Genomic DNA, 25,488 nt, shown 5'->3' with positions numbered 1-25,488 from the left:
GGAACCGTCTGCTCCCCGGCAGGCGGGGCACGCGGGGTCCATGACACAGGTGACTCTCGCGCGTGCACTGCCCGACGACCCGATCGGGTGGTGGATCTACCTGGGCACGTTCGTCCTCTACGCGGTCGCCCGCTGGTGCTTCGCCTGGCGGCAGGCCCGGCGGGACGGGGACAGCCACCCCGCGCGCGCCGCGTGGGCCGAGGACGATCCCCGGCCGGCGGTGACGGGCGGGTTCCGCTCCTACCGTCAGTTCTTCGGCTTCGTCGGCAGCGTCCTCGCCGTCGTCGCCCTCGCCGCGCTGACGGAGGGCCGGCTCCGCGTCGTCCTGCTGTGCGTCGTCGTTCCGCTGCTGGTGACGGCGCTGTCGTACCTCGACTTCCGTCAGGCCCGCGCGGCGCGCGCCAGGTCCTGACGTGTGACGAGGTCGCCCCCGCCGCACGACGCCGTCACCGCTCCACGGTCGGGGCGGCGGCGCAGCGGCGGCCGTTCGGCGGGGGCGGGCAGGTGCGTGGCGCCGGCCCGCCCCTTCCCCGGGGGACGCCTCAGTGCGCGGCGTCCCATCGCAGCAGCACGGCGGTGTCGGGGCGGGGCAGGCGGACGGTGAGGACGCCCGCGTCGGCGTCCCATCGGGCGGTGGCGTCGGAGGGGGCCGGGTACAGCGCCTCCGGCGCCAGGCGGACGCCCCGCAGGTGGGGCAGGGACAGTGCGCGCCGCTCCCCGCCGGGGCCCCGGCGCCACACCGTCAGGAAGGTGGACTCCCGGCCCCGAAGCCCGTGCGCGAGCCAGGCGTCCTCCCAGGAGGGCAGCCCGAGCGGCCAGAAGGGGTGGGCGCCGGCGATCTGCCCCCGGATGCCCTTGTACACGCCGATCGCCGAGCGCACGAGGGCGAACCGGTCGTCGTCCATGCGGTCGAGGAATCCCGAGAGGTGGACCCGGCCGAGGAGCGCGCCGGTGAGGGTGAAGGCGATCTCGTCGAGGCTGTGCTCCGGCTGGGGGTAGGCCCAGACCGCCGCCTGCTCGGGTGTGACGGCGGTGGCGGCCGCGGCGGCGATCGGCGGGTAGCGCAGGAAGTCCTGCTGGTCGCTGGTGGACTGCAGCTGCGTCACCGTCAGCTGCGCGTAGTCCATGCGCAGGCCGCCCGATCCGCAGTTCTCCAGGACGAGACGGGGGTGCCGGTCGAGCAGCGAGGCCATCCAGTCGAGGTGGGCGCGGTGGTGCCCGAGCAGTCCCGCGCCCGCGCTCTCGGGGCCGTCGCCGGTGCCGCCCTCCGTGCCGGGGCCGATGTTGATGTTGTAGTCGAGCTTCAGGTAGCCGACGCCCCAGTCGCCGACGATCCGGTCGACCACCCGGTCGAGATGGGCGCGGGCGGCGGGGTGCCGCAGGTCCAGGTGGTGCCGTCCGTGTTCGGTGACGCGCACCCCGCCCCGTTGGAAGAACGCCTCGGGCGGCAGTGTGCGGGCCAGCGGGCTGCGCACGCCCACGACCTCGGGCTCCAGCCACAGCCCCGGCGTCATACCGCGCTGCCGGATGGCGTCCAGGACCTCTCCGATGCCGCCGGGGAAGCGGTCGGCGGCGGCTTCCCAGGCGCCGACGGCGTCCCACCAGCCCTGGGCGTCGTCGTCGTACCAGCCGGCGTCGATGACGAAGACCTCCGCGCCGGCGTCGGCCGCGGACTCGATCAACGGGAGCAGCCTCTCGGTGGTGGGGTCGCCCATGAGGGTGTTCATGTAGTCGTTGTAGATCACCGGGAGCGCGCGGTGGTCGGGGTGGTCTCGGCGTATGCCGCGGCGGTGGTCCGTGAGGATCCCGAAGGCTGCGTCCAGCCCGCCGCTCTCCGTTCTGACGAGGACGGCGGGCACGGTGTGGAACTCCTGGCCGGGCGCGAGGGTGTGGTGCCACTGGTGGTGGGCCTCGTCGGGGCCGAACAGGGCGACGTAGGCGGATCCTTCGCGCTCACCGGTCTCGAAGCGCCAGCCCGCGCTGGACTCGATCTGCCACAGCCACGCCCGTCCGTCCCGGTCGGTGAGGCCCGCGACGGGGAGGTGGCGGCCGGTGGACCAGCTGCCCTGCGAGTACCGCTCGAAGCAGCCGCGTCCCTCGTGGCCGTGGGCGGACCGGCTCAGCGGGACGACCCGCTCGCGGTAGGGGGCCTGCCGCCAGCGGCATTCGGCGAGCCAGTCGTTGTCGGCCCAGTGCAGGGTGAGACCGTCGAGCGATCCGTCCGCGTCGGCGATGCCGCCGAGGGTCAGCGTGGTCACGCTCTCCAGCCGCAGCGGCGCGGCGCCCTCGTTGACCAGACGCACCCGGGCCCGCAGGAAACCGGCGCCGGGAACCGCCCCGCCCCCGCCCGCCTCGAGGGTGACGTGGGCGGCGAGACCGGTCACGGGGTCCGCCAGCCGGATCGTCGTGCGTTCCCGGCCGCCCTCGTGGACCGTCTCATGGCCACGGTAGGCCAGGCGTTCGCCGACGGACGTCTCGATGAAGCGTTCGCCCGACCACCGGCGTCCGTGGCCGGTGGCGGTCACCTCGACGAGGGGGACCAGGCAGGCCCGGTCCTGGCCGGGTCTGCCCAGTCGCACCGATCCCTCGGCGTCCACCACGGCGTGCAGTCCCAGTTCCGGACGGGACCAGATACGGGACCTCTCGTCTGTCGCGACGGCAGTGGTCAAGGCAGTTTCCCCTTCCGGGACGGTTCGGTCCTGCGGTGGTTCTCGTGGACGCCGAGCCGGCCGTTCACGCTCGGGGGGTGACGGGTCCGCCGCGCCGGCCGGGGTGACCGAGGAGTGAATCCCTGGTTCCAGTCTCTTGACGCTCACGTTGTGACCGCTCACAATCCTCGCATGTCAGTGACCGGTCAATCCGGTCGATCATCCCGGACGCCAGGATCGACGGGTCCGACGAGACGCACTACGACGCCCGGCTCATGGGCGGCTTCTCCCCTGAGGCGAAGGCCGCCGGCGTCCTGCCCGACGTCACCACCTGGCACGAGCTCGACCCCGGCTCGCTGTCGAGCTTCGAGTCCGCCCCGGCCGCCTACCGGGCCCTGGAAGCCTCCGCGGGCATCCCCGAGCTGCCGCCGGCCAGCGTCAACGAGTACGGCAACCGGCGCGACCGGTGCGTGCCGGGACAGATGATCCAGTGGACGTCCATGCTCGAGCGGAACAAGGTCTACGCCGACCGGGCCTGCTGGAACATCGCGGAAACCTCAACGACAAGGCGGTGCAGACGAACTTCTGGGACCTGCCGGTCCCGGTCGCCCTCAAGGCCGGCGTCAACACCGTCGCCTTCGCAAACTCCGCCAAGCATGCGTCCGATATCGACAGGGTGACCGTCGCGCCGCCGAACGGCTGACGTCACCTCGGCCGGGGTCTTCACGGGCCCCGGCCTTCCCCATCCTCCACACCACCAGTTACCTTTCCCCTATCCGCAATACCGAACGTTGATTGTCATACCGAACAGAAGGGCGGTCCGGTGGTGAACGCCGAGATCCAGGACGAGCGCGGGGAAGAGTCCCGTCCCGACACCTACGTCATCGGAGTCGACTACGGCACGCTGTCCGGGCGGGCCGTGGTCGTCCGGGTCTCCGACGGCGCCGAGCTCGCCGCGGCCGAGCACGCGTACACGCACGCCGTGCTCGACCGGCAGCTGCCCGACGGGACCGCTCTGCCGCCGGACTGGGCGCTGCAGGTGCCCAGCGACTACATCGACGTCCTGCGCATCGCGGTGCCCGAGGCGCTGGCCCGCTCGGGAGTCCGCCCCGAGCAGGTGGTGGGGATCGGCACGGACTTCACCGCGTGCACGATGGTGCCGACGCTCGCAGACGGCACCCCCCTGTGCGAGCTGCCCGAGCTCACCGGCCGTCCGCACGCCTACGTCAAGCTGTGGCGTCACCACGCCGCCCAGGCCCAGGCCGACCGCATCACGGCGCTGGCCGCCGAGCGCAAGGAGCCGTGGATCAAGCGCTACGGCGGCAAGATCTCCTCGGAGTGGGAGTTCGCGAAGGCGCTGCAGCTCCTCGAGGAGGACCCGGAGATCTACGCCCGCACCGAGCGCTGGGTGGAGGCCGCGGACTGGATCGTCTGGCAGCTGTCCGGCACCTACGTCCGCAACGCCTGCACCGCCGGCTACAAGGGCCAGCTCCAGGACGGCGTCTACCCGTCGCCGGAGTACCTCGCGGCGCTCAACCCCGACTTCGCCGACTTCGTGACGACCAAGCTGGAGCACCCGATCGGGCAGCTCGGCGACCTGGCGGGGCGGCTGACCGCCGAGGCGGCGGCCTGGACCGGCCTGCCCGAGGGCATCGCCGTGTGCGTCGGCAACGTCGACGCGCATGTGACGGCGCCCGCCGCGACCGCGGTCGAGCCGGGCCGGATGGTGGCCATCATGGGCACCTCCACCTGCCACGTCATGAGCTCCGACCAGTGGGCCGAGGTGCCGGGCATGTGCGGCGTCGTCGACGGCGGCATCCTGCCGGGCCTGTGGGGCTACGAGGCGGGGCAGAGCGGCGTCGGCGACATCTTCGGCTGGTTCGTGCGCACCGGCTTCCCGGCGTCGTACGCCGAGGAGGCAGCCGCGCTGGGACGCGACGCGCACCAGCACCTCACCGCGCTCGCGGCCGAGCAGAAGATCGGCGAGCACGGACTGATCGCGCTGGACTGGCAGAGCGGCAACCGCTCCGTCCTGGTCGACCACGACCTCAGCGGCATCATCGTGGGCCTGACGCTGTCCACCCGCCCCGAGGACGTCTACCGGGCGCTGCTGGAGGCCACCGCCTTCGGCACCCGCACCATCATCGAGGCCTTCGAGAACTCCGGCGTGCCGGTGCGCGAGCTGATCATCGCGGGCGGTCTGACGAAGAACGCGCTGCTGATGCAGATCTACTCCGACGTCACCCGCCTGCCCCTCGGCGTCATCGACTCCACGCAGGGACCGGCCCTCGGCGCGGCGATGCACGCGGCGGTCGCGGCCGGTTCGTACCCGGACATCAGGGCCGCCGCCCACGCCATGGGCAAGGCCCGTCCGGCGGTCTACCAGCCCGACCCCGAGCGGGCGGCGGCCTACGACCGCCTGTTCGCCGAGTACCGGGAGCTGCACGACTACTTCGGCCGCGGCGCCAACGAGGTCATGCACCGACTGCGTGCCATCCGCGCCGAAGCCTCCGCCTGACTCCGTAGTCCCCCTGCGCGGTGACCGCCGTCACCGCCTTCTGCTCTGTGGTCTTCATTCCCGAAAGGAAACGTCCGACATGGAAGCCAACGCCACGCCCTACCCCGATCACGAGGTCTGGTTTCTCACCGGCAGCCAGGGCCTGTACGGCGACGACGTGCTGCAGCAGGTGGCCGAGCAGTCCCGGAGCATCTCCGAGACGCTGGGTCACCCGGGCGAGATCCCGGTCCGGATCGTGTGGAAGCCGGTGCTGACCGACGCCGACGCGATCCGCCGGATGTGCCAGGAGGCATCGGCCTCCGACACCTGTGTGGGCGTGATCGTGTGGATGCACACCTTCTCCCCCGCCAAGATGTGGATCGCCGGACTCAGCGCCCTCGACCGGCCGCTGCTGCACCTGCACACCCAGTACAACCTGTCGCTGCCCTGGCCGAGCATCGACATGGACTTCATGAACCTCAACCAGGCCGCCCACGGCGACCGCGAGTTCGGGCACATCGAGTCCCGCGTCGGCGTCGACCGCAAGATCGTCGCCGGTCACGCCACCGACCCCCGCGTCGTGCGCCGCGTCGCCGCCTGGGCCCGCGCCGCCGTCGGCCGCCACAGCGCGCGCACGCTGCGGCTGGCGCGCTTCGGCGACAACATGCGCGACGTCGCCGTCACCGAGGGCGACAAGGTCGAGGCCCAGCTGCGGTTCGGGTTCTCCGTCAACACCTACGGCGTCAACGACCTCGTCGCCGTCGTCGACGCCGTCGCGGACAAGGACGTCGCCGAACTCGCCGCCGAGTACACCGACTCCTACGACGTCGCCGAGGCCCTGCGCCCCGGCGGCGACCAGCACGACTCCCTGCTGTACGCGGCCCGCATCGAAGCCGGCCTGCGCACCTTCCTCACCGAGGGCGGATTCACCGCCTTCACCACGAACTTCGAGGACCTCGGCGGCCTGCGCCAGCTCCCCGGCATCGCCGTGCAGCGCCTGATGGCCGACGGCTACGGCTTCGGCGGCGAGGGCGACTGGAAGACCTCCGCCCTGCTGCGCACGGTGAAGGTGATGGGCGTCGGCAGCCCCGGCGGCACCAGCTTCATGGAGGACTACACCTACCACCTCGGCCCCGGCAAGCCGTGCGTCCTCGGCGCCCACATGCTCGAGGTCTGCCCCTCCATCGCCGCCGGCCGCCCCAGCGCCGAGATCCACCCCCTCTCCATCGGCGGCCGCGAGGACCCGGTCCGCCTCGTCTTCGACGCCGCCGAGGGCCCTGCCGTCGTCGTCGGTCTCTCCGACCTCGGCGACCGGTTCCGGCTGACCGCCAACGTCGTCGACGTCATCTCCCCGAGCGAGCCGCTGCGCCGCCTGCCGGTGGCCCGCGCCGTGTGGGAGCCCCGCCCCTCGCTGGCCGAGTCCGCGGAGAGCTGGCTGCTCGCCGGCGCCCCGCACCACACCGTGCTCAGCTCGGCCGTGGGCCTGGAGACGCTCACCGACTACGCCGCCATGACCGGCGTCGAACTCCTCACCATCGACGAGAACACCGACACCGGGCAGTTCGCCAAGGAAGTCCGCTGGAACGCGGCCTACCACCGTCTCGCCCAGGCGCTGTGAGGGCGAACGTCATGGCTCTGATCCGTATGCAAGGAGGCAGCCGATGACCGTACGAGTACGCGACGGTCTGCGGCAAGAGGTGCTGGACGCCAACCTGACCATCCCTCAGGTCGGCCTGGCGACGCTGACCTGGGGAAACGTCAGCGGCGTCGACCGTGAGACGGGCGTCTTCGTCATCAAGCCCTCCGGGGTCCCCTACGAGGACCTCGGTCTCGACGACCTGGTGACCGTCCGCCTGTCGGACGGCGCGGTCGTCGACGGGCACCTGCGGCCCTCCACCGACACCGAGACCCACCGCTGCCTCTACCTCGCCTTCCCCTCCATCGGCGGCGTCACCCACACCCACTCCACCCGCGCCGTCGCCTTCGCCCAGGCCCGCCGCGACATCCCCGTGCTCGGCACCACCCACGCCGACACCTTCAACGGGCCGATTCCGGTCACCCCGGACCTCACGGCCGAGCAGTGCGCGAAGGACTACGAGTACAACACCGGGCGGGTCATCGTGGACCTGCTCGAGGAGGACGACCAGCGGGCCGTCGAGGTGCCCGCGGCCCTGGTGGCCAACCACGGTCCGTTCACCTGGGGACCGACCGCGCGCAAGTCACTCGAGCACGCCATCATCTGCGAAGCCGTCGCCGACATCGCCCTGCACACCTTCGCGCTGTCCCCGACGGCCCCGCCGCCCCAGCACCTCCTCAACCGCCACTACACCCGCAAGCACGGCCCCGACGCCTACTACGGCAACCCGGCGCCCACGCCCTCCTGACCGACCCACCGACCCACCCACCGACCGAGAACGACTGAACGACCCGTCGGTCGACCGGCCGGCTGACCCACCGGTCGGCCGGCCGTCCGGCTGACCGGCGGCCCGAGCCGAGGCGCGGCCCACGGCCCTCTTCCCTGATATACCTGTCGCACGGACGTCGACATACCTCGCACGGACGTCGGCTCCGGTCTTTCCCGTCACTTGACGCGCGGCATTGTGACCGCTGACACTCAAGAGATGGATGTGACCGGTCACACGAACCCCGCCCACCGCTCAGGCTCCGGACGGGAGCCGCGGAAGGCCGCCAGCATTCGCGATGTCGCACGGGCCGCGGGCGTCTCGTACCAGACCGTCTCCCGGGTGATCAACAATCACCCGAACGTCCGCGAGGAGACGCGCCGCCGTGTCGAGGCGGCCGTCGAGAGCCTGGGATTCCGACGTAACCCGACCGCGTTCGCCCTGGCCAGCGGCGTGACGCGGTCCATCACCGTCCTGACGTCCAACACGACCCTCCACGGCTACGCGGCCACCCTCCAGGGCCTCGAGGAAGCGGCCCGCGCCGCGGGATACGCGCTGGGGGTGAAAGTGCTGACGCCCGAGGACGACCTCGACCGCACGATGTCCTCGGCGGCGGCCGAGGGCGGCGGGCTGATGGTCATCGGCTTCGACCCGCTCGGCGCCGCGGCACTGGAACGGGCCCCGGCCGACGTGCCGTGCGCCGCCGTCGTGGAAGCCCCGCCGCCCGGCCGGACCCCTCCCCGTCCCGCGGTGTGGGCCGACGACCGCGAGGCCGCCCGGGCCGCCACCGCGTACCTGTTGGAGCTCGGACACCGGACCGTCCACTACCTCGCCATCCCGTCGTCCGTGGGCGCCCGGCGCCCCGAAGGCCCCCGCGCCCAGGGCTGGCGCGCCGCCCTGGAGTCGGCCGGCGTCACCCCGCCCGACCCGCACGGCGGCGCGGGCTGGGACGCACAGGTCGGCTACGACGAGGGGCGCGGACTCGCGGACGACCCGGAGATCACCGCGATCCTGTGCGGCAACGACGACCTGGCGCTGGGCGTGCTGCGCGCCCTGCACCACGCCGGACGGAAGGTGCCGGACGACGTCAGCGTCATCGGCTTCGACGACGCCCCGCACTCGGCGTTCCTCACGCCCTCCCTCACCACCGTGCGGATGGACTTCCAGGGGCTGGGCCGCGACGCCTTCGGCCTGCTGCTCGGCCAGTTGGAGAGCGGCCACCGGCCCCCCGAGCCGACCTTCGCCGGCACCGACCTGATCGTCCGCGAGAGCTCGGGGCCCGTCGGAGGCTGACCCGTGAGGCGCGGCCGCGCCCCACGGAACGGGTGGTGCGCCGTGAGTGCACAGCAGGACGCCGTGTGTCACGAGTTCACCGAACCCCGGCGTTCCGGGGTGATGGCGGGTACCAGCCGCGGTTAGATGGAGGCTATGGATCGACGGCCCGGTCGTCTGCGGTCCTGGCAGGGACTACGGACCGTCGCCGGCCAGGTGTTCGTTCTGCAGGTCTTCATCATCCTCGTGCTGGTGGCGGCCGCGGTCGCCGCCCTGCTGCTGCAGTCCCGGACCGACGCCGAGCGCGAGGCCCGCAACCGCACCCTCGCGGTGGCCTCCGCCGTCGCGTCCTCCCCCTCGGTCGTCCAGGCCCTGAGCCGACCCGACCCCACCGCCGCCCTGCAGCTGCAGGCCGAGCAGACCCGCGCACGTTCCGGCGTGGACTTCGTCGTGGTGATGAGCGTCGACGGCATCCGCTACACCCATCCCAACCCCGCGCAGATCGGCCGGCACTACATCGGCAGCATCACCAAGGCCCAGCACGGCGGAGTCGTCACCGAGACGACCACCGGGACGCTGGGCCGGTCGGTGCGGACCGTCGTCGCCGTCAAGGACCCGAGCGGGAAGATCGTCGGGCTGGTCTCCGCGGGGATCACCGTCGAACGGGTGAGTGTGGCGGCCGACCGGCAGGTACCGCTCGTCCTGGGGGCGACGGCGCTGGTGCTCGCGGCGGCCACCGCGGGGAGCGCGCTGATCAGCCGGCGGCTGCGCCGTCAGACCCACGGCCTCGGTCCGGCGCAGATGACCCGCATGTACGAGCACCACGACGCCGTCCTGCACGCGGTGCGCGAGGGGGTCCTCATCATCGACCAGCAGGGCCGGCTGCTCCTGGCCAACGACGAGGCACGGCGCCTGCTGGGACTCGACGCCGATGTGGAGGGGCGGCCCGTCGGCAGCCTCGGACTGGAGCCGAGGGCCGAGCGGCTCCTGCTGTCGGGCACGACGGCCACCGACCGGGTGATCAAGGTCGGCACCCGGCTGCTGGCGGTCAGCCAGCGCCCCATGGAGCAGCTGCCCGGGCCCGGCGGCTCGGTCACCACCTTGCGGGACACGACGGAACTCAGTGCCCTGGTCGGGCGCGTGGAGGTCGTCCAGGAGCGGCTGAGCCTGCTGTACGAGGCCGGCCTGCGCATCGGCACCACCCTGAACGTGACGCGCACGGCGGAGGAACTGGCCGAACTGGCCGTGCCCAGGTTCGCCGACTACGTCACCGTCGACCTGGCGGACGCCGTGCTGCGCGGAGAGGAACCCGACCTGGCGGACATCGCGGAGCTGCGTCGGGTGGCGCTGCACGGCGTGCGCACGGGCACACCGCTGTACCCGACCGGTGAGCTCATCCACTTCGACCCTTCGACGCCGCAGGCCGCCGGGTTCGGTTCGGGGCGGATGGTGCTGGAGGCCGACATGGCGGCGTTCTCCGGCTGGCAGGTGCAGGCCCCCGACCGCGCTCGCGCGCTGGTCGCCTCCGGCATCCACTCGATGATCGCGGCTCCGCTGCGGGCGCGAGGAGTGATCCTCGGGGTGGCGACCTTCTGGCGGTCGCGGGAACCCACGCCGTTCGACCAGGAGGACCTCTCGGTCGCGGAGGAGCTCGTGGCCCGTGCGGCGGTGAGCATCGACAACGCCCGTCGTTTCACCCGCGAACACGCCACGGCCGTCGCCCTGCAGCGGAGCCTGCTCCCGCACGCGCTCCCCGAGCAGAGCGCCGTCGAGGTGGCGCACCGCTATATGCCGGCCGAGGCGGGCATCGGCGGCGGCGTCGGCGGTGACTGGTTCGACGTCATCCCCCTGCCGGGGGCGCGGGTGGCCATCGTGGTGGGCGACGTCGTGGGGCACGGGCTGCACGCCGCCGCCACCATGGGGCAACTGCGCACCGCCGTCCACAACTTCTCGACGCTCGATCTGCCTCCCGACGAACTGCTCTGGCATCTGGACGAGCTCGTCACCCGCATCGACCAGGACCGGGACGACGAGAACGGCGACACCCCGACACTGACCGGCGCCACCTGCCTGTACGCGGTCTACGACCCGGTGTCCGGTCGGTGCTCCATGGCCCGGGCCGGTCACCTGGAGCCCCTTGTCGTCCACCCGGACGGCCGGGCCCGGCTGGCCGGGGTGCCTGCCGGACCGCCGCTGGGACTGGGCGGACTGCCCTACGAGAAGGCGGAGATCCAACTGCCGCCGAGCAGCAGCATCGTGCTGTACACCGACGGCCTGCTCGAGGAACGGCAGCGGGACATCGACGAGGGGATCGAACGGCTGCGCGGCGTCGTCGCACACGCCGGACGCACACCTGAACAGATGTGCCAGGCCGTGATGGACGCCCTGCTGCCCACCGCCCCGCGCGACGACGTCGCGCTGCTCGTCGCCCGCACCCGACTGCTCGACGGCGACCGGACCGCGGTCTGGCAGGTGGAGTCCGATCCCGCGGCCGTCTCCGGGGTGCGGGCCTGCGCCGGCGGTCTGCTGCGCGGCTGGGGACTCGACGAGGAGGCGTTCACCCTGGAACTGATTCTCAGCGAACTGGTCACCAACGCCATCCGGTACGCGACCGGGCCCATCACCGTGCGCGTGATCCGTGACCGCAGCCTGATCTGCGAAGTGTCCGACGGGAGCAGCGTCTCCCCGCATCTGCGCCGCGCCGCCGGCATGGACGAGGGCGGCCGCGGACTCTTCCTCGTGGCCCAGTTCGCCGACCGCTGGGGCACGCGCTACACACCCGAGGGCAAAGTCATCTGGACCGAGCAGCAACTGCCCGTGCGGCGGTGAGGGTTCACTCGGCTTCCGCGGCTGCGGGCAGTGCGGTCGCGGGATGTGGGTTGCGGGGTCGTGGGTTGTCGGGTCGCGGGAGATTGTGCGCATGTGCGACGCGGTGATGAGTGCGGTGAGTACTATTCGGCAAAACCACAGCACATCACTCCAAGGAGGCCCTCGTGGCCGACAACCATGACGAGAAGACCAGCCTCAGGCCGCTGTACGCCGCCCGGTTGGCCGACGACCTGAAGCACAACACCGAGGAGCAGGACCGGCTCAGCAGCGAAGTGACCGCGCTGCAGGAGAAGTTGGAGTCACTGCGGCACGACCACGCTCTGCTGGTCAACATGCAGCAGGCGCTCGGCGGCGCCGAGGAGGCGGGCGAGGCGGCTTCCCCGAGCACGCCCACGGCTTCCGTGCCCCGTCAGGCCGCGCCCTCCGCCGCGCAGGGCGGTGAGTCGAAGAAGAAGGTGCGCGCCAGGAAGGCGGCGTCGTCCGCCAAGGCCGCCTCCTCGCCGAAGGCCGCGTCGTCGGCGAAGGCCGTGTCGTCGGCGAAGCCGGCGTCGTCTTCGAAGGCCGCGCCGTCGTCCAAGGCCTCGGCAGCGTCGAAGTCGGCTTCGGCTTCGACTTCGGCGGTCAAGAAGGCGCCCGCCGCCAAGCAGGCGTCCAAGGCCGGCGACGGTCCGACGCTGCGTGATCTCGTCGTCGGTCACCTGACCCGTGAGGGTGCGCCGCGCTCGGCCCTCGAAGTCACCGAGGCGTTGACCGGCGCCCACCCGGAACGCGGCGTCAAGATCACGGTGGTGCGCAGCACGCTGGAGGCCCTGGTGGCCAAGGGGCAGGTCCGTCGCAGCAAGCAGGGCAAGTCCGTCTTCTACTCGACGGAGTCCGTCCCCGCCGACGCCGCCGACGAGAAGGAGCCGGCGACCGTCTGACTCGTCCGGCTCACCTCCGCTCAGCCTGCCGACGGGGGCGGCGGCGGAGTGGGCCCGCGCGGTGAACCTGCCGCGAGGTGGAGCAATCGCCGGTGTGCCGCGGCTGCGCACAGCAGGCTGGACCTCCTGCCCGGGCCGTGTGACAGGAGTCCGCTGTGCGAAGGCCGCGCAACCCCGACGGTGCGACTCGCCGCCCGCCTGCACGCCACGCCCACCGGGTGGCGCGCAGGAGCGAGGGTGACACACGCGTACCCCGGCAGGGGGCCGGTGACCGACGTGGCGGCGCGGAACCGACCGCCCGCGCCTGCGGCGTGAGTGCGCAGGCCGCCGCTGCTGTACGTCGTCGTCCTTCTGCTGATCGAGCCGGACGGGGTGCGCGAACTCGACCGGGGTCGGTCGGCCCCGCCGCTCGACCTCGGCATGCTGGTGAGCGACCCGTACGACGTCGAGGACTACGCCTTCCGGCCCGGTGACCGACTCCTGCTGTACACGGACGGCGTTCACCGAGACGGGCGATTTCGGCGGCGCGTTCCACCCCCTGCACCGGCGACTGCGCTGTCGGGGGCCTGCCGCCAGACGAGCTGCTGCGCCGGCCGCAACCCGCCTGCCGGCCCACAGCCACGACCGGCCGCAGGACCGCATCGCGGCACTCACCCCGTGTCTGCTCGCCGAGGCGGGGTGTCCGCCACGGGTCGGGCAGGCCCTCGACTGACTCTTACGGAGTCATGACGTTGCGGGCGCGGAGCAGGGTCTCGGCAGGTCCGCGCCCTAACGTGGAGCCATGCGTGTACTGGTCACCGGCGGTGCCGGGTTCATCGGGTCCCATGTGGTCGAGGCGCTCCGGGCGCGCGGGCACGAACCCGTCGTGTTCGATGTGCGGGCCGACCCCGCTGCGGACGTGCGCGACGAACAGGCCGTGACCCGCGCCCTGGCGGGGGTGGACGCGGTGTGCCACCAGGCTGCCATGGTCGGGCTGGGCACCGGGTTCGCCGATGCCGTGGAGTACGTCTCCCGCAACGACCTGGGCACCGCCGTCCTGCTGACGGCCATGGCCGCGCAGGGCGTGCGGCGGCTCGTGCTGGCCGGGTCGATGGTCGTCTACGGGGAAGGGCGGTACGCGTGCGCACGGCACGGCGTGGTGCGGCCGGGCCCCCGGGTCGTCGCCGACCTGGCGGCCGGGCGCTTCGAGCCGCGGTGTCCGCAGTGCGGCCGGGAACTGTCCCCCGGGCTGGTCGGCGAGGACACGGCGGCCGACCCGCGCAACGTGTACGCCGCCACCAAGCTCGCCCAGGAGCATCTGACCGCCGCGTGGGCGCGATCGACGGACGGGTCGGCGGTGTCGCTGCGCTACCACAACGTCTACGGGCCCAGGATGCCCCGGGACACCCCGTACGCCGGCGTCGCCTCCTTCTTCCGTTCGGCGCTCGCCCGCGGCGAGGCGCCGCGCGTGTTCGAGGACGGGCTGCAGCGACGGGACTTCGTGCACGTACGGGACGTGGCGGCGGCCAACGCGGCCGCTCTGGAGGCGGATCCGGCCGCCGGCACGCTGACCGCGTACAACGCCGGCAGCGGTGAGCCGCACACCGTCGGCGAGATGGCGGCGGCGTTGGCCGCGGCCCACGGCGGACCCGAGCCGGTCGTGACCGGCGAGTACCGGCTGGGGGACGTCCGGCACGTCACCGCGGACTCGTCCCGGCTGCGGGCTGAGCTGGGCTGGAAGCCGCAGGTCGGCTTCACGGAAGGCATGCGGGAGTTCGCGTCGGCGGGTATGCGCGACGCGTAGGACCGCACAAGGCCGGTGGTGCTGCCTGTGTCATGAAGCTGCCGCGGGCAGCACCACCTCGAAACGGCACCCGCCGGGAATGTTGTGCACGGTGGCCCGGCCCCGGTGCGCCTCCACAATGCCGCGGACGATCGCCAGACCCAGTCCGGCGCCCGCCGGGGGTGTCCGGGCGTGAGTGCCGCGCCAGCCGGTGTCGAAGACGCGGGCGAGGTCCTCCTCGGGGATGCCGCCGCAGCTGTCCGAGACGGACAGCACCACGCCGTCGGGCGAGCGTTCGGCGGCCACCATGACGGTGCCGTCGGCGGGAGTCCGGCGGATCGCGTTGACCAGCAGGTTGCCGAGGACCCGGCTCATCTCCTTGCCGTCCACCTCCACCGGCAGGGGTTCCACCCGGTCCCCCACCAGCCGCACGCCGTGCTCGTACGCCAGCGGGTACGCCCCGGCGAGTGCGTCGCCGACCAGGTCGTAGACGGACATCCGGGCCGGAGACAGGGCGAGGGCGCCGGCGTGGATGCGGGAGAGCTCGAAGAGGTCGCCGACCATGCCGTTGAGACGTTCGACCTCGGTGCGGATCTGGCGCAGATAACGGCCGGGGTCGGCGGCGACGCCGTCCTCCAGCGCCTCGGACATCGCGCGCAGGCCCGCGAGCGGGGTGCGCAGATCGTGCGAGATCCAGGCGACGAGTTCCCGCCGGGACGACTCCAGAGCCCGCTCACGCTCCCGGGACTCGGCGAGTTTGGCGCTGGTGGCCTCCAGCTCCCGGCTCAGTGCGGCGAGTTCGGCGGTGGCCGGTCCGTCGGGTGCGGTGAAGTCGCCGCCGTCACCGAAGGAGCGGGCCGCGAGGGCGAGTTCGCGGCTGCGGGCGACCACCCAGCGGCCGAGCGCCGACGCCGTGCCCAGGGAGACGACGGCTGCCATCGCGGCCACCGTGGTGACCACGCTCAGGTCGTGCGGGGACAGGAACATCGCCTGCGCCACCGCCAGGGTGCCCGCGAGCATGGCGGTCACGGCGACGGCCGCGACCACGGTGAGCGAACTGGTCAGCGACCGGCGGCGCAGCAGCCACAGGGCGCCCGCGCCGAGCAGCCCGGCCGCGCCGGCGCCGAGCAGGGCGTACAGGGCGATGAGAAGGGTGTCGCGCACGGTCACTCCTCACCGGGTCCGGCGGAGGCCGCCGGGTCGAAGCGGTAGCCGACGCCCCACACCGTCTGGATCAGACGGGGCCGGGCCGGATCGTCCTCGACCTTGTTGCGCAGCCGCCGGACGTGCACCGTGACGGTCGACAGGTCGCCGAAGTCCCAGCCCCACACCTCCCGCATCAGGTCCTCGCGGCTGAACGCCCGGCCGGGATGCTGCAGGAAGAACGCGAGGAGGTCGAACTCGCGCAGGGTGAGCGCCAGTTCGGCGCCGCCTCGGGTGGCGCGGCGGGCCGCCGGGTCGAGGGTGAGTCCGGCCGCGCCGAGGGACCGGACGCCCGCCTCGGGCCGGCTGCGGCGCAGCACGGACTCCACCCTGAGCACCAGTTCCCGGGGGCTGAACGGCTTGGTGACGTAGTCGTCCGCGCCGACCTCCAGGCCGAGGATGCGGTCGTCCTCGTCGCCGCGGGCGGTGAGCATGATGACCGGGACGGGGCCACGGCCGCGCAGCCTCCGGCACACCTCGAGGCCGTCCATGCCGGGCAGCATCAGATCGAGGACCACCAGGTCGGGCCAGTGGGCGGTGGCGCCGGCGAGGGCGGAGGGCCCGTCACCCGCCCGGTCCACCAGGTATCCGGCGCGGTCCAGGTACCCCGCGACGACCTCGGCGACGGTCGGGTCGTCGTCGACGACGAGGACCCGGGCCCGGGCGCCCTGGGCCCCTCGGCTCGCGGGGGCGTCCGCGGCCTGCTCGTACGGCTGCTGTTCCATACGGCCAGCCTCGCACCGTCGGCCGCCCCGCGTCGTCCCGCGGCCCCGGTCCCGCGTCGACGTCCGTGTTTCGTAAGGAGCCGAAGTCCGAAATGCCTGATTCACGTTCGTAGGGTGAGAGACGTGATGACCCCTCCCCCGCTCGAGGACGTCGATGTCGTCCTCCCCTGTCTGAACGAGGCCGAGGCGCTCCCCTGGGTGCTCGCCCGCATTCCCTCCGGCTGGCGTGCGCTCGTCGTGGACAACGGTTCCACCGACGGCTCGGCGGACATCGCCCGGCGCCTCGGCGCCGTCGTCGTCGAGGAGCCGCGCCGTGGCTTCGGCGCCGCCTGCCATGCCGGGCTGAGCGCCGCGACCGCCGGCATCGTGTGCTTCTGCGACTGCGACGCCTCACTCGACCCGGCGCTGCTCGTGCCGTTCGTGCGCGAGGTGCGACGCGGCGAGGCCGACCTGGTCCTCGGGCGCAGACGCCCGCAGGGCCGTGGCGCCTGGCCCGCGCACGCCCGGGCCGGCAACATCGCGCTCGCGCGGATGCTGCGCCGCCGCACCGGTCTGCGGCTGCACGACCTCGGTCCGCTGCGCGCCGCCCGCCGTGAGGCGCTGCTCGGGCTCGGTCTGACCGACCGACGCAGCGGTTACCCCCTGCAGATGGTCGTGCGGGCCGCCGACGCCGGCTGGCGCGTCGCCGAGCACGACGTCCCGTATCTGCCGCGGTCCGGCGCGTCCAAGGTGACGGGCACCTGGCGCGGCACCTGGCAGGCGGTGCGCGACATGAGCCGCGTGCTGGCCGAGCCCCCGACGCCGGCATCGGCGCCCGTGGCGAGCCCGGATCCCGCTCCGGCTGCCGTGCCCGCGCAGGAAGGCCTCCGCCGATGACCACCCTGCTCGTCGTCGCCAAGGAACCGCGGCCGGGCCGGGTGAAGACCCGCCTGACCCCTCCGTTCACGCCCGCCGAGGCCGCCGCGCTCGCCGAGGCGGCCCTCGAGGACACCCTGCGCACGGTCGCCGCGACACCCGCCGAGCGTCGCGTGCTCGTGCTCGACGGGGAGAGCGGACCGTGGCTGCCGCCCGGCTTCGACGTCGTACCGCAGTGCGCGGGCGGTCTCGACGAGCGGCTCGCCGCGGCCTTCGCCGGATGCGACGGCCCGGCCCTGCTGATCGGGATGGACACCCCCCAGGTGACACCGGAGCTGCTCACCGTGGACTTCGACGGGTACGACGCCTGCTTCGGCCCCGCCGAGGACGGCGGCTTCTGGGCGCTCGGGCTGGTCCGCCCCGACCCGGATCTGCTGCGCGGGGTCCCGATGTCGACGGCCGCCACCGGCGCGGTGCAGCGCGCCCGGCTCGTCGCCGCCGGACTGCGCGTGCGCGATCTGCCGCGCCTGCGGGACGTGGACACGTCCGCCGACGCGGAGGCCGTCGTCGCCGACGCCCCGAACGGCCGCTTCGCCGCCGCCCTGACCCGGCTCCGCACGGTCGGCAGCCGATGACCACGACCCACGAGGCGACGACGAACCACGTGATGACGAACGAGACGGTCACGAACGCGCCGGCCACGCGCGAGACACCGGCCCACGGGACAGCGTCGCGCGAGGGCGCGGAGCACGGTTGGTCCCGCGCCGACCCGTACGCCGAGGCCCTCCGGTCCGGCCGCGGGCCGCTCTTCCTGCGCCGCGGGGACGGCTGGCTGCTTCCCTTGGACGTGGAGCGCTGGTGCGGGCGCGCCGACGCCGTGGACCGGCAGGTCCTGGACCGCTGCGAGGGCGCCGTCCTCGACGTCGGCTGCGGCCCCGGACGGCTGGTCGCCGAGCTCGCGTCGCGGGGCCGGACCGCGCTGGGCATCGACGTCAGCGAGGCCGCCGTCCGGCACACCGTCCGGCTCGGCGGCCCCGCGCTGCGACGCTCGGTCTTCGAGCCGCTCCCCGGAGAGGGCCGTTGGGGCACCGCCCTGCTCGTCGACGGCAACCTCGGCATCGGCGGCGACGCGGGCGCCCTGCTCGCCAGGCTCGCCGGAGCCCTCCTCCCCGGCGGCCTGCTGATCGCCGAGACGGCCCCCGTGGACGTCGACGAGCGCATCAGCGTCCGCCTCGTCGACGTCCGGGGCGGCGCGGGCGCCCCGTTCCCCTGGGCCCGGCTCGGCACCCGGGCACTGCTCCGGCACACCGGCGCGTCGGGCTGGCGGGCCGCCGATCAGTGGTCGGCGGGCGGCCGTTGTTTCGTCGCCCTGCGCAGCCCCGACCGCCGGCGCAGCGCGAGCAGCAGCGCCGAACCGCCGAAGAGCACGGCCGTGATCAGCAGCCAGCGGGCGAGGAACCCGTCCGCGGACATCCCGGTCGCCGACCGGTAGCGCTGCTCCACCCGCCCGCTGATCAGCGGGAACCACACCAGCAGGAGCAGCCCGGACAGAGCGGCCGGCACCCGCACCTACAGGGCCCACGTGCGGTGGCCGGCCGCCTCGAGCGACCTCACGGCCGCACGGTCGGCCATCGCGTACAGCGGCAGCAGCACCAGGTCGTGGAGGAGCGCCGCGCCCACGAACCACAGGGCCACCGCGAACCAGTCGTCCGCCAGCAGCCGCACACCCGCATAGCCGGCCAGCGCGAACGAGCAGGCCAGAAGCAGCAGGGGGAACGGGCCGGCGGCGTGCGCCCCGGGCAGGGCGCCGCTCGCCTTCGCACCGGGCGGACGGCTGCCCGCCGTCGCGTCGTGTCGCCTCGCAGGTCGCCTCACTGGTGTCTCCTCACCGGGGTGTTCACAGCTCGCCGGACAGCTCGCTCCACCGGCGTCGTCACAGCTCGCCGAACGTCAGCCGGGCGACCCATTTGGTGTTCAGCACGCCGGGCGCGGCGGGCACGATGATCCGGGCCGGGAATCCGTGGTCGGGGGTCAGCGGCTCGCCGTTGACGTCCAGGGCGAGCAGGGAGCGCGGATCGCGCACCTGGTTGGCGCGCAGCGCCGCCCGACGGAAGGCCCCGCTCCGCTGGAGCGACTCGACCAGGACGTCGGGCGCCGCGTCCGCGTCGTGGCCGACCAGCGCGGCGAGATCGCGCAGCCGCACGCCCCGCCACCACTGGTCGGAGGTGGACCAGCCCTCCACGCACGCGATGGGCAGCGCCGCACTGTGCAGGGGGAGGTCCAGCAGCTCGGCCCGGCTCAGCCGGACGGTTCCGGCGGGCCCGGTGACGGTCAGCCGCCATGCGTCCGCGCTCGTCTCGGCCGCGACGATCCCCCGGGACGCCGCCGTCTTGTTGATCTGGAAGCCGCCGGGGCCGCTGCCCGGCTCCGCGCCCCCGTGCGGCGCGAGGAGAGCCGTCCGCCGGGCGAGCCCGTCGAAGCTCCGCCCCGCCGTCGTGAGGAACAGCAGCAGGGAGCCGCCTCCGACCAGCCACAGCGCGCCCCGCCGCGTCACCGTGGGTTCCGCGGGACGCGGCGCGGCCAGCGAGACCTCCGCTCCGCGGGCGGCCTCCTCCGCAGCAGGCTCCGGCCCGTCGCGAGGAGGCTCCGGCTCGTCCCGCAGCCGGCGCAGGTTGCGTACGGCGGCCGGTGTGCGCAGCACCGCGTGAACGGCGAAGGCGGCGAAGAACACCCACGCACCGTAGAAGTGCAACGGGTAGAAGGAGCCCGGGAAGACGTAGTCCAGCTGGACGTTGAGCACACCGGTGACGAACTCGAACAGCGCGCCGCCGACCAGCAGGAGGAGCGACAGGCGTTCCAGCGCATGGGTGAGCGACCGCGCGGGCGGCAGCGCGAACAGCCGGGGGATCACCGACCACAGTTTCGCGAGCAGGACGGGGATCAGAGTGATCCCGAGGGTGACGTGGACGCCCTGGCTGAGCCGGTAGAGCCAGGGCGGATCCGTCGGCCACGCGAAGAGGTAGAAGCCGAGCAGCCCCTTGTCCGGGGTCTTGTCGTTCACCGGCGAGAGATCCGGGTTGTACGCCGCGTACGACAGCAGCCCCGTCACGAAGAGCACGGTGATCCCGCCGAGCAGCACGACGCCGAGGACGGAGGTGAACCAGGGACCGCGCAGCGGACTGCGCCAGAACCGGGGAGAGGTCGGCAGGCGGGGGGAGGCGGACAGGGACGGCAGGGTGGGCAACCGTGACATGCGCCGACCGTAGGCCGAGGGGGCCGGGCAACGGGCCCTTCGACACATGACGAAACGCTGACGTCCGCGGGCTCGGCGGCGCCGGCGGGCCCGCGGCGGCCTAGCGTTCCCCTGTGAATCGTGATCATCTCCGTGACCTGGGTGCGACGGTGGCAGCTGCGCTGCTCGTCGCGGCCGCCGTGCTCGTCGGTACCGCGATCGAGCGGGACCACGGGACCCTACGGGTGAACTGGCCCCCGCTGCTGGCCACCTGGCAGCCGCACGTCGGGCCGGGCACCCCGGCGGCGATCGTCGTCGCGGTCGCCGTCGTCGCCTACGGACCGGCCGTCGCGGCCCGGCTGCGCTGGCGGACGCTGCTCTGGTCGGTGTGGGGCGCCGCGACGGCCTGGATCGGGTCCCTGGCGCTCGTCGACGGCTGGCAGCGCGGGATCGCCGGCCGGCTCACGACCCGGCACGAGTACCTGCGGGTCATCGACCGCTTCCAGGACATCCCGGCCACCCTGCGGGACTTCACCCACCACATCCTGCTCCAGTCCCCCGACAACTGGCCCGCGCACGTGGCGGGTCACCCGCCCGCGGCGCCGATCACCTTCGTCCTGCTCGACCGGGTGGGTCTCGGCGGCGGAGGCTGGGCCGGACTCTGGTGCATCACCGTCGGCGCGTCGGCGGGCGCGGCGGTCCTCGTCGCCGTACGGGCTCTCGTGGGCGAGGGCCACGCCCGCAGGGCGGCGCCGTTCCTGGTGACGGCGCCGGCCGCGGTATGGACGGGCACCTCCGCCGACGGCTACTTCGCGGCGGTCGCCGCCTGGACGATCGCCTTCCTCGCCCTCGCGGTCACCGGACACCGGCCGCGCCGGGCCGGCTTCGCCGCGGGACTTCTCTTCGGGCTCACCTGCTACCTCTCCTACGGCCTCACCCTGTTCGCCGTGATCGGGGCCGCCGTCCTGCTGCTCGGCGGGCCCGGGCGACTGCGGCTGCTGCCGTACGTCGTCGCCGGAGCCGCCGTCGTCCCGCTCGCGTTCACTCTGGAGGGTTTCGACTGGTGGGAGGCGTACCGGCTGCTGGTCGACCGCTACTACCAGGGCGCCGGCGGCGTCCGGCCCTACGGCTACTGGGTGTGGGCCAACCTCGCCTGCACGGTCCTGATCGTGGGTCCGGCCACGGTGGCCGCTCTGCGACGCGCCGGCGGCGCGTTCCCCCGGTCCCGAGCGCAGCTCGTGGACGTGCGGGGCGCCTCCCCCGACTCCCGTCTCGCCCTGCTCGTCGCCGCCGCGCTCGCCGCGCTGCTGATCGCCGATCTGTCCGGGATGAGCAAGGCGGAGACCGAGCGCATCTGGCTGCCGTTCGCCCAGTGGCTGCTCGCCGCGTGCGCTCTGCTGCCCCGGCCCCGCCCGTGGCTCGCCGCGCAGGTCGTGCTCGCGCTGCTCGTCAACCACCTGCTGCTGACGGGCTGGTAGAGCGACTTCGTCTCGCGCGAAACGGGAACGCGCCGTGCCCGAGCAGCAGACCGCAGCCGACCGCACCGGGACCGTGCACCGGATGGCCGCGCCGTACCGCGCGGGACAGGCGTCACGCGCGTTCGGCGCGGACCACCACCAGCTCCTCGCGGCTCTCGCCGTCCTCCAGCAGGCCCTGCTGGACGAGCCACCGGTGGCGGGAGCGCAGTACCGGTCCGTGCGGCACGGTGGCCCGGTCGGTGACCGCGGCGCGCAGTCCGACGTCCGCCAGCCGCCTCAAAGTGGCCCCGGTGCCGCACAGGCTCGAGTGCACGAGCAGCAGCACGCCGCCGGGATTCAGGACGGCGGGCGCCTCCGCGCAGATCCGGTCGATGAACACGCGCCCGTCCCGACCCGCGTCCCAGGCCCTCGCCGGACCCCGGTGCGGCAGCGCCGTGGCGGGCGACGGAACATAGGGCGGGTTGCTCACGACCAGGTCGTACGAGCGCCCCGGCACGGCCGCGGACAGGTCGCCCCGGAGGCAGCGGACCCGCTGGCCGGCCAGCAGCGCGTTGAACCGCGCGGTCAGCACGGCCAGCCGCGAGATGTCGACCGCCGTCACCCGGGCGCCCAGCCGTGCGGCCTGAACGGCGAGGGCCCCGGAGCCGGTGCCCAGGTCCAGCACCTCCGTGGCGGAGCCGATGTCCTCACGGGACAGGGCGCGCGTCAGCAGCCGGGTGTCCCCCTGAGGGGTGTACACACCCGGCGGGGTGAAGGCCCGGGCAGGCGCCTGCGGCGCCCATGCTTCCGCCGTCATCGCGTTCTCCGTTCGGCAGGGCGCTCCACGTGCGGGGCGCGTCGCTCCGCCCCACTGAGTGCCCACTCGCCGCTGCTCCACACACGCCCCTCGCGCCCCTCGCGGCCGGTCCGACGGCGGGTGTGAGCAGCGAAACCCCGGGAAACCCGACGGCGGTCTGCGGACGGCGGCACGTGCGAGGAAGGCCGCGTGACGCGGCCCGACGGGCACGAAGAGGACGGGTCGGTCCGGCGCCCGCCCGCCGCGGCGGTGGCCCGAGGGGATCCCTCGACGCCGTGCAGGACGGTGGACAGGAGCCGGTCGGCCGCGCCGAGGAGGTCGGCGGCCCGCGCATCGACGCGCCCGGCACGTCGCGGATCCGCGCCGCTCACTCGGGGGTGCGCCGGCCTCGACCCTGGACGCCGGCGTCTCGACGTGCGAGCGGACCACGGCGCCGCCGGTGCGGACGGCTGGGAGAGCGGATCAGACGACGTCCCGCTCGTCCTCCGGGTCCGCGGCCGTCGTGGCAGCGGACGCGATACGGCGGTAGGCGGCCCGGGCATGGCCGATCCGGGCGGCCGCCGTGCCGGCGAGGGTCGCGGCACACAGGCAGGTGAGCCAGAACGTGTCCCGGTGGCCGGTCCAGGTGAGGGTGCCGACGGGCGGAACGGCGAAGCCGTTGAGGGTCAGCCAGCACAGCAGGGCCGTACCGGGGGCCGCGGTGAAGCGGGCGCACAGACCGAGCAGACCGGCCAGCAGGGACAGCGCGGCCAGGGCGAGCCCGGGGCGGTCGGAGCCCACGAGCATGTGCTGCACCGTCACCAGCGTCAGCGCGCCGACGCAGGCGGTCGCCCACACCAGGGGTGTCGCGAGGGGCTGGGGCACGGGCCTGGTGCCCTGCCTGAGGGACACCCACTCGATCATGTTCCACGCGTCCTTCCGGCCCCTGTACCGAAGGGACCCCGGCCGGCGCAGCGCCGGCCCCACGGCAGCGTGGACCTGAACGGATTCTCCCACCCGGTCGCCGGGGCGCCGAGCCCGGCTTCCGCCGTCCGGCCCGGCACGGCCTAGGCTGGACCGACAACGTTCGCAGCACGCTCGATCCAGACTGGGGGCAGTCGTGGGGGCTCCGCGCCTGAGCAGTACGCCGTTGCCGGGCATCGGCGTCCGCTATGACCTGACCACACGGGAGCAGCGCCGTGTCTCGGTGGTCGCGCATCGCGACGGAGCACGAACGCTGAACGCCTACCGGGAGGACGATCCGGACGCCTGCGCGCTGTCGGTGCGCCTGACCTCCGGGGAGGCTGCGGCGCTCATCGACGCGATGACGCCGACGCACCACAGTCCCAGCCTGCTGTCGACCACCGAGCTGGGTCTGGTGGCGGAACGCGTCGAGCTGACGGCGACGTCGCACTGGAACGGGCGGCTGCTCGGGGAGACCCGGATGCGGACCGAGACCGGTGTCTCGATCGTGGCCGTGCTGCGCCGCGCCGAGGCCATCCCGTCGCCGACGCCGCAGTTCCGGCTGGCCGGCGGGGACACGTTGATCGTGATCGGCACCCGGGAGGGCGTGGACGCGGCCGCCGCGATCCTCGAACGCGAGTGAGCCGGCCGGCCTGCCCCGCGCGGGGACGTCAGGACGACACGCCGGTCGGATGCAGGGGTTTGGCGGGCCAGTCGAGCAGACGGGCGCCGATGACCGCGGTCTGCAGCGTGTAGCGGTGGCCGGGGTCGGCGGGGTCGGCGCCGGTCAAGTGGTGGACGCGTGCCAGCCGGTAGGTGAGGGCGCGCACGCTCAGCGAGAGCTGCCGGGGGGCGGCCGCCGCCACGCACCCGGAGTCGAAGTACGCCGTCAGGGTCGCGAGCAGCGGCTGGGCGCCGCCGCGGGCCCGTTCGAGCGGCCCGAGGACGCTGTGGACCAGATCGACCAGGGCCTGCCGGTCCCGGGCCAGGACGGGGAAGACGAGCAGGTCGGCGGCGCGCAGCAGCGGCTCGTCGAGGGCCATGCGCTGGGCCACGTCCAGGGCGTTCAGCGCCTCTTCGTAGCTGTGGCCGATGCCGCCCAGGCCCGGCCTGGGTCTGCCGACGGCGACCTGGACCTGCCCCATGGCCGCGGCGTGGGCCTGCTTGGCGAAGTGGGTGAGAACCTCGTCCTGGTCGCCGGGGGCGATGCACACCATCCGGCCGTGCTTGGTGGTGAACAGGATGCGGCGGTTCTCGAAGCGGCCGAACAGCTCGTCCGCCACCCGGCGGGGGACGGGGTCCGACTCGTCGTACTCGACGGGTCCCTCGGCCACCGCGACCGCATGGGCGCGGGAGGGGCGCAGGCCGAACCGCTCGGAGCGCTCGGCGAGTTGACCCGGGTCCCCGCGCCCGTGCAGCAGGTCGTCGATGAACTCGCGGCGTGCGGCCTCCTCCTTGCGGATCACGAGGCGCTGCGCGCTCTCGTAGCCGTCGGCGAAGGCGTCCAGGGCCTGTTCGACGACGGTGAGGACGCCGGCCGGGTCGGCCCCGCGCGGCCAGCCCTCCCGGCCGGCGGCGAGGTGGGCCCTGACGAGGCTGCGCCAGTCGTGTCCGGCTTCGGCGGCCCGGGCGCCGTGCGCACGCCGGGACCGGATCTCCTCGCGGGTCAGACGGCGGCCGGTGCCGGCGGCGTCCGCGAGCATCCGCTGGAAGCCGTCGAGGAACGCCTCGGGCGTGGTGCAGTCGGTCATGGCCTCCCCGTTCGGCTCGGACGTCCTCGCCCGCGGATTATCTCCCTGTCGCGAAGGGGCTCCGCCGTCAGGGGGTCCTAGGTCCTGTCTGAAGTTCGGATCATCTGTGCGGTGTGATGCTGCGGAGCCAGAGCATGGCACCGCACAGGTGCAGTCCGGCCGCGTAGCTCTCCGGG

23 protein-coding genes are annotated in these 25,488 nt (G+C 73.6%); 15 read left to right on the top strand and 8 right to left on the bottom strand.

Annotated elements, in window-relative coordinates; all coding sequences use genetic code 11:
• Window positions 1-40 precede the first annotated feature (40 nt).
• Complete coding sequence (locus tag ACN6LD_RS20705; RefSeq protein ID WP_445043952.1) at window positions 41-412, top strand: hypothetical protein; 372 nt, start codon at window positions 41-43, stop codon at window positions 410-412.
• Window positions 413-542: 130 nt separating this feature from the next.
• On the opposite strand, the gene ACN6LD_RS20700 is transcribed toward ACN6LD_RS20705, so the two are convergent.
• Window positions 543-2,669, bottom strand: a complete 2,127-nt coding sequence (locus tag ACN6LD_RS20700) for a glycoside hydrolase family 36 protein (RefSeq protein WP_445043951.1) — start codon at window positions 2,667-2,669, stop codon at window positions 543-545.
• Between the two features lie 469 nt (window positions 2,670-3,138).
• On the opposite strand from ACN6LD_RS20700, the gene ACN6LD_RS20695 reads away from it, so the two are divergent.
• The 9 genes from ACN6LD_RS20695 to ACN6LD_RS20655 all read left to right on the top strand — a co-directional run bounded on the left by ACN6LD_RS20695 (window position 3,139) and on the right by ACN6LD_RS20655 (window position 14,351).
• A complete protein-coding gene (locus ACN6LD_RS20695) occupies window positions 3,139-3,351 on the top strand; it encodes a carbohydrate-binding protein (protein ID WP_319189441.1) in 213 nt (70 codons plus the stop codon).
• 123 nt (window positions 3,352-3,474) lie between these two features.
• Window positions 3,475-5,166, top strand: a complete 1,692-nt coding sequence (gene araB, locus ACN6LD_RS20690) for a ribulokinase (RefSeq protein ID WP_445043950.1) — start codon at window positions 3,475-3,477, stop codon at window positions 5,164-5,166.
• Between the two features lie 79 nt (window positions 5,167-5,245).
• Window positions 5,246-6,763: an L-arabinose isomerase gene (gene araA / locus ACN6LD_RS20685; protein ID WP_319189437.1), complete on the top strand. Its 1,518-nt coding sequence runs from the start codon at window positions 5,246-5,248 to the stop codon at window positions 6,761-6,763.
• Window positions 6,764-6,806: 43 nt separating this feature from the next.
• Window positions 6,807-7,529 (top strand): L-ribulose-5-phosphate 4-epimerase AraD, encoded by a 723-nt coding sequence (araD, locus tag ACN6LD_RS20680; RefSeq protein WP_445043949.1) that lies wholly within the window; start codon window positions 6,807-6,809, stop codon window positions 7,527-7,529.
• A gap of 237 nt (window positions 7,530-7,766) precedes the next feature.
• Window positions 7,767-8,840, top strand: a complete 1,074-nt coding sequence (locus ACN6LD_RS20675) for a LacI family DNA-binding transcriptional regulator (protein ID WP_445043948.1) — start codon at window positions 7,767-7,769, stop codon at window positions 8,838-8,840.
• 135 nt (window positions 8,841-8,975) lie between these two features.
• Complete coding sequence (locus ACN6LD_RS20670) at window positions 8,976-11,648, top strand: SpoIIE family protein phosphatase (protein WP_319189432.1); 2,673 nt, start codon at window positions 8,976-8,978, stop codon at window positions 11,646-11,648.
• Between the two features lie 164 nt (window positions 11,649-11,812).
• On the top strand, window positions 11,813-12,568 hold the full coding sequence (locus ACN6LD_RS20665; protein ID WP_319189430.1) for a hypothetical protein: 756 nt from the start codon (window positions 11,813-11,815) through the stop codon (window positions 12,566-12,568).
• A 315-nt stretch (window positions 12,569-12,883) separates the two neighbouring features.
• A complete protein-coding gene (locus ACN6LD_RS20660; protein WP_445043947.1) occupies window positions 12,884-13,297 on the top strand; it encodes a SpoIIE family protein phosphatase in 414 nt (137 codons plus the stop codon).
• A 52-nt stretch (window positions 13,298-13,349) separates the two neighbouring features.
• Window positions 13,350-14,351 (top strand): NAD-dependent epimerase/dehydratase family protein, encoded by a 1,002-nt coding sequence (locus ACN6LD_RS20655; RefSeq protein WP_319189427.1) that lies wholly within the window; start codon window positions 13,350-13,352, stop codon window positions 14,349-14,351.
• A gap of 30 nt (window positions 14,352-14,381) precedes the next feature.
• Here ACN6LD_RS20655 and ACN6LD_RS20650 read toward each other — a convergent pair whose 3' ends face one another.
• Together ACN6LD_RS20650 and ACN6LD_RS20645 are read right to left on the bottom strand one after the other, a co-directional pair.
• Entirely contained in the window at window positions 14,382-15,494 is a 1,113-nt protein-coding gene (locus ACN6LD_RS20650) for a sensor histidine kinase (protein WP_319189426.1), read from the bottom strand.
• Between the two features lie 2 nt (window positions 15,495-15,496).
• On the bottom strand, window positions 15,497-16,258 hold the full coding sequence (locus tag ACN6LD_RS20645) for a response regulator transcription factor (RefSeq protein ID WP_319189424.1): 762 nt from the start codon (window positions 16,256-16,258) through the stop codon (window positions 15,497-15,499).
• 126 nt (window positions 16,259-16,384) lie between these two features.
• Between ACN6LD_RS20645 and ACN6LD_RS20640 the strand changes: the two genes are divergently transcribed.
• From ACN6LD_RS20640 to ACN6LD_RS20630, 3 genes are read left to right on the top strand one after another with little or no spacing between them, the layout of a single operon-like run.
• A complete protein-coding gene (locus ACN6LD_RS20640; protein ID WP_319189461.1) occupies window positions 16,385-17,134 on the top strand; it encodes a glycosyltransferase family 2 protein in 750 nt (249 codons plus the stop codon).
• Window positions 17,131-17,748 carry a TIGR04282 family arsenosugar biosynthesis glycosyltransferase gene (locus ACN6LD_RS20635; protein WP_445043946.1) on the top strand — a complete coding sequence of 206 codons (618 nt, stop codon included), beginning with the start codon at window positions 17,131-17,133 and terminating at the stop codon, window positions 17,746-17,748. The genes ACN6LD_RS20640 and ACN6LD_RS20635 overlap by 4 nt, the downstream gene beginning before the upstream one ends.
• Window positions 17,745-18,605, top strand: coding sequence for a class I SAM-dependent methyltransferase (locus ACN6LD_RS20630; protein ID WP_319189421.1), 861 nt, complete (start codon window positions 17,745-17,747; stop codon window positions 18,603-18,605). Before ACN6LD_RS20635 ends, ACN6LD_RS20630 begins: the two co-directional genes overlap by 4 nt.
• A gap of 77 nt (window positions 18,606-18,682) precedes the next feature.
• On the opposite strand, the gene ACN6LD_RS20625 is transcribed toward ACN6LD_RS20630, so the two are convergent.
• Both ACN6LD_RS20625 and ACN6LD_RS20620 read right to left on the bottom strand, forming a co-directional pair.
• Entirely contained in the window at window positions 18,683-18,988 is a 306-nt protein-coding gene (locus tag ACN6LD_RS20625) for a hypothetical protein (RefSeq protein WP_445043945.1), read from the bottom strand.
• A 58-nt stretch (window positions 18,989-19,046) separates the two neighbouring features.
• Window positions 19,047-20,366, bottom strand: a complete 1,320-nt coding sequence (locus tag ACN6LD_RS20620) for a molybdopterin-dependent oxidoreductase (RefSeq protein ID WP_445043944.1) — start codon at window positions 20,364-20,366, stop codon at window positions 19,047-19,049.
• 113 nt (window positions 20,367-20,479) lie between these two features.
• Here ACN6LD_RS20620 and ACN6LD_RS20615 point away from each other — a divergent pair, with 113 nt between their 5' ends.
• The gene (locus tag ACN6LD_RS20615) at window positions 20,480-21,823 is read left to right on the top strand and encodes a hypothetical protein (RefSeq protein WP_445043943.1); all 1,344 of its coding nucleotides are present in this window, start codon (window positions 20,480-20,482) and stop codon (window positions 21,821-21,823) included.
• Between the two features lie 112 nt (window positions 21,824-21,935).
• Here the strand turns inward: ACN6LD_RS20615 and ACN6LD_RS20610 are convergent, their stop codons facing one another.
• Together ACN6LD_RS20610 and ACN6LD_RS20605 are read right to left on the bottom strand one after the other, a co-directional pair.
• A complete protein-coding gene (locus tag ACN6LD_RS20610; RefSeq protein ID WP_319197381.1) occupies window positions 21,936-22,619 on the bottom strand; it encodes a HemK2/MTQ2 family protein methyltransferase in 684 nt (227 codons plus the stop codon).
• A gap of 462 nt (window positions 22,620-23,081) precedes the next feature.
• A complete protein-coding gene (locus tag ACN6LD_RS20605) occupies window positions 23,082-23,522 on the bottom strand; it encodes a hypothetical protein (protein WP_319197379.1) in 441 nt (146 codons plus the stop codon).
• 196 nt (window positions 23,523-23,718) lie between these two features.
• Between ACN6LD_RS20605 and ACN6LD_RS20600 the strand changes: the two genes are divergently transcribed.
• Window positions 23,719-24,204, top strand: coding sequence for a cation:proton antiporter regulatory subunit (locus ACN6LD_RS20600; protein ID WP_445043942.1), 486 nt, complete (start codon window positions 23,719-23,721; stop codon window positions 24,202-24,204).
• Window positions 24,205-24,232: 28 nt separating this feature from the next.
• On the opposite strand, the gene ACN6LD_RS20595 is transcribed toward ACN6LD_RS20600, so the two are convergent.
• A complete protein-coding gene (locus ACN6LD_RS20595; RefSeq protein WP_445043941.1) occupies window positions 24,233-25,312 on the bottom strand; it encodes a PucR family transcriptional regulator in 1,080 nt (359 codons plus the stop codon).
• Window positions 25,313-25,488 lie beyond the last annotated feature (176 nt).

The sequence above is a fragment of the Streptomyces sp. SAS_272 genome, from assembly GCF_052543235.1.
Note: the sequence above shows the minus strand (reverse complement) of the source record. Positions and strands in the feature narration are given on the sequence as shown.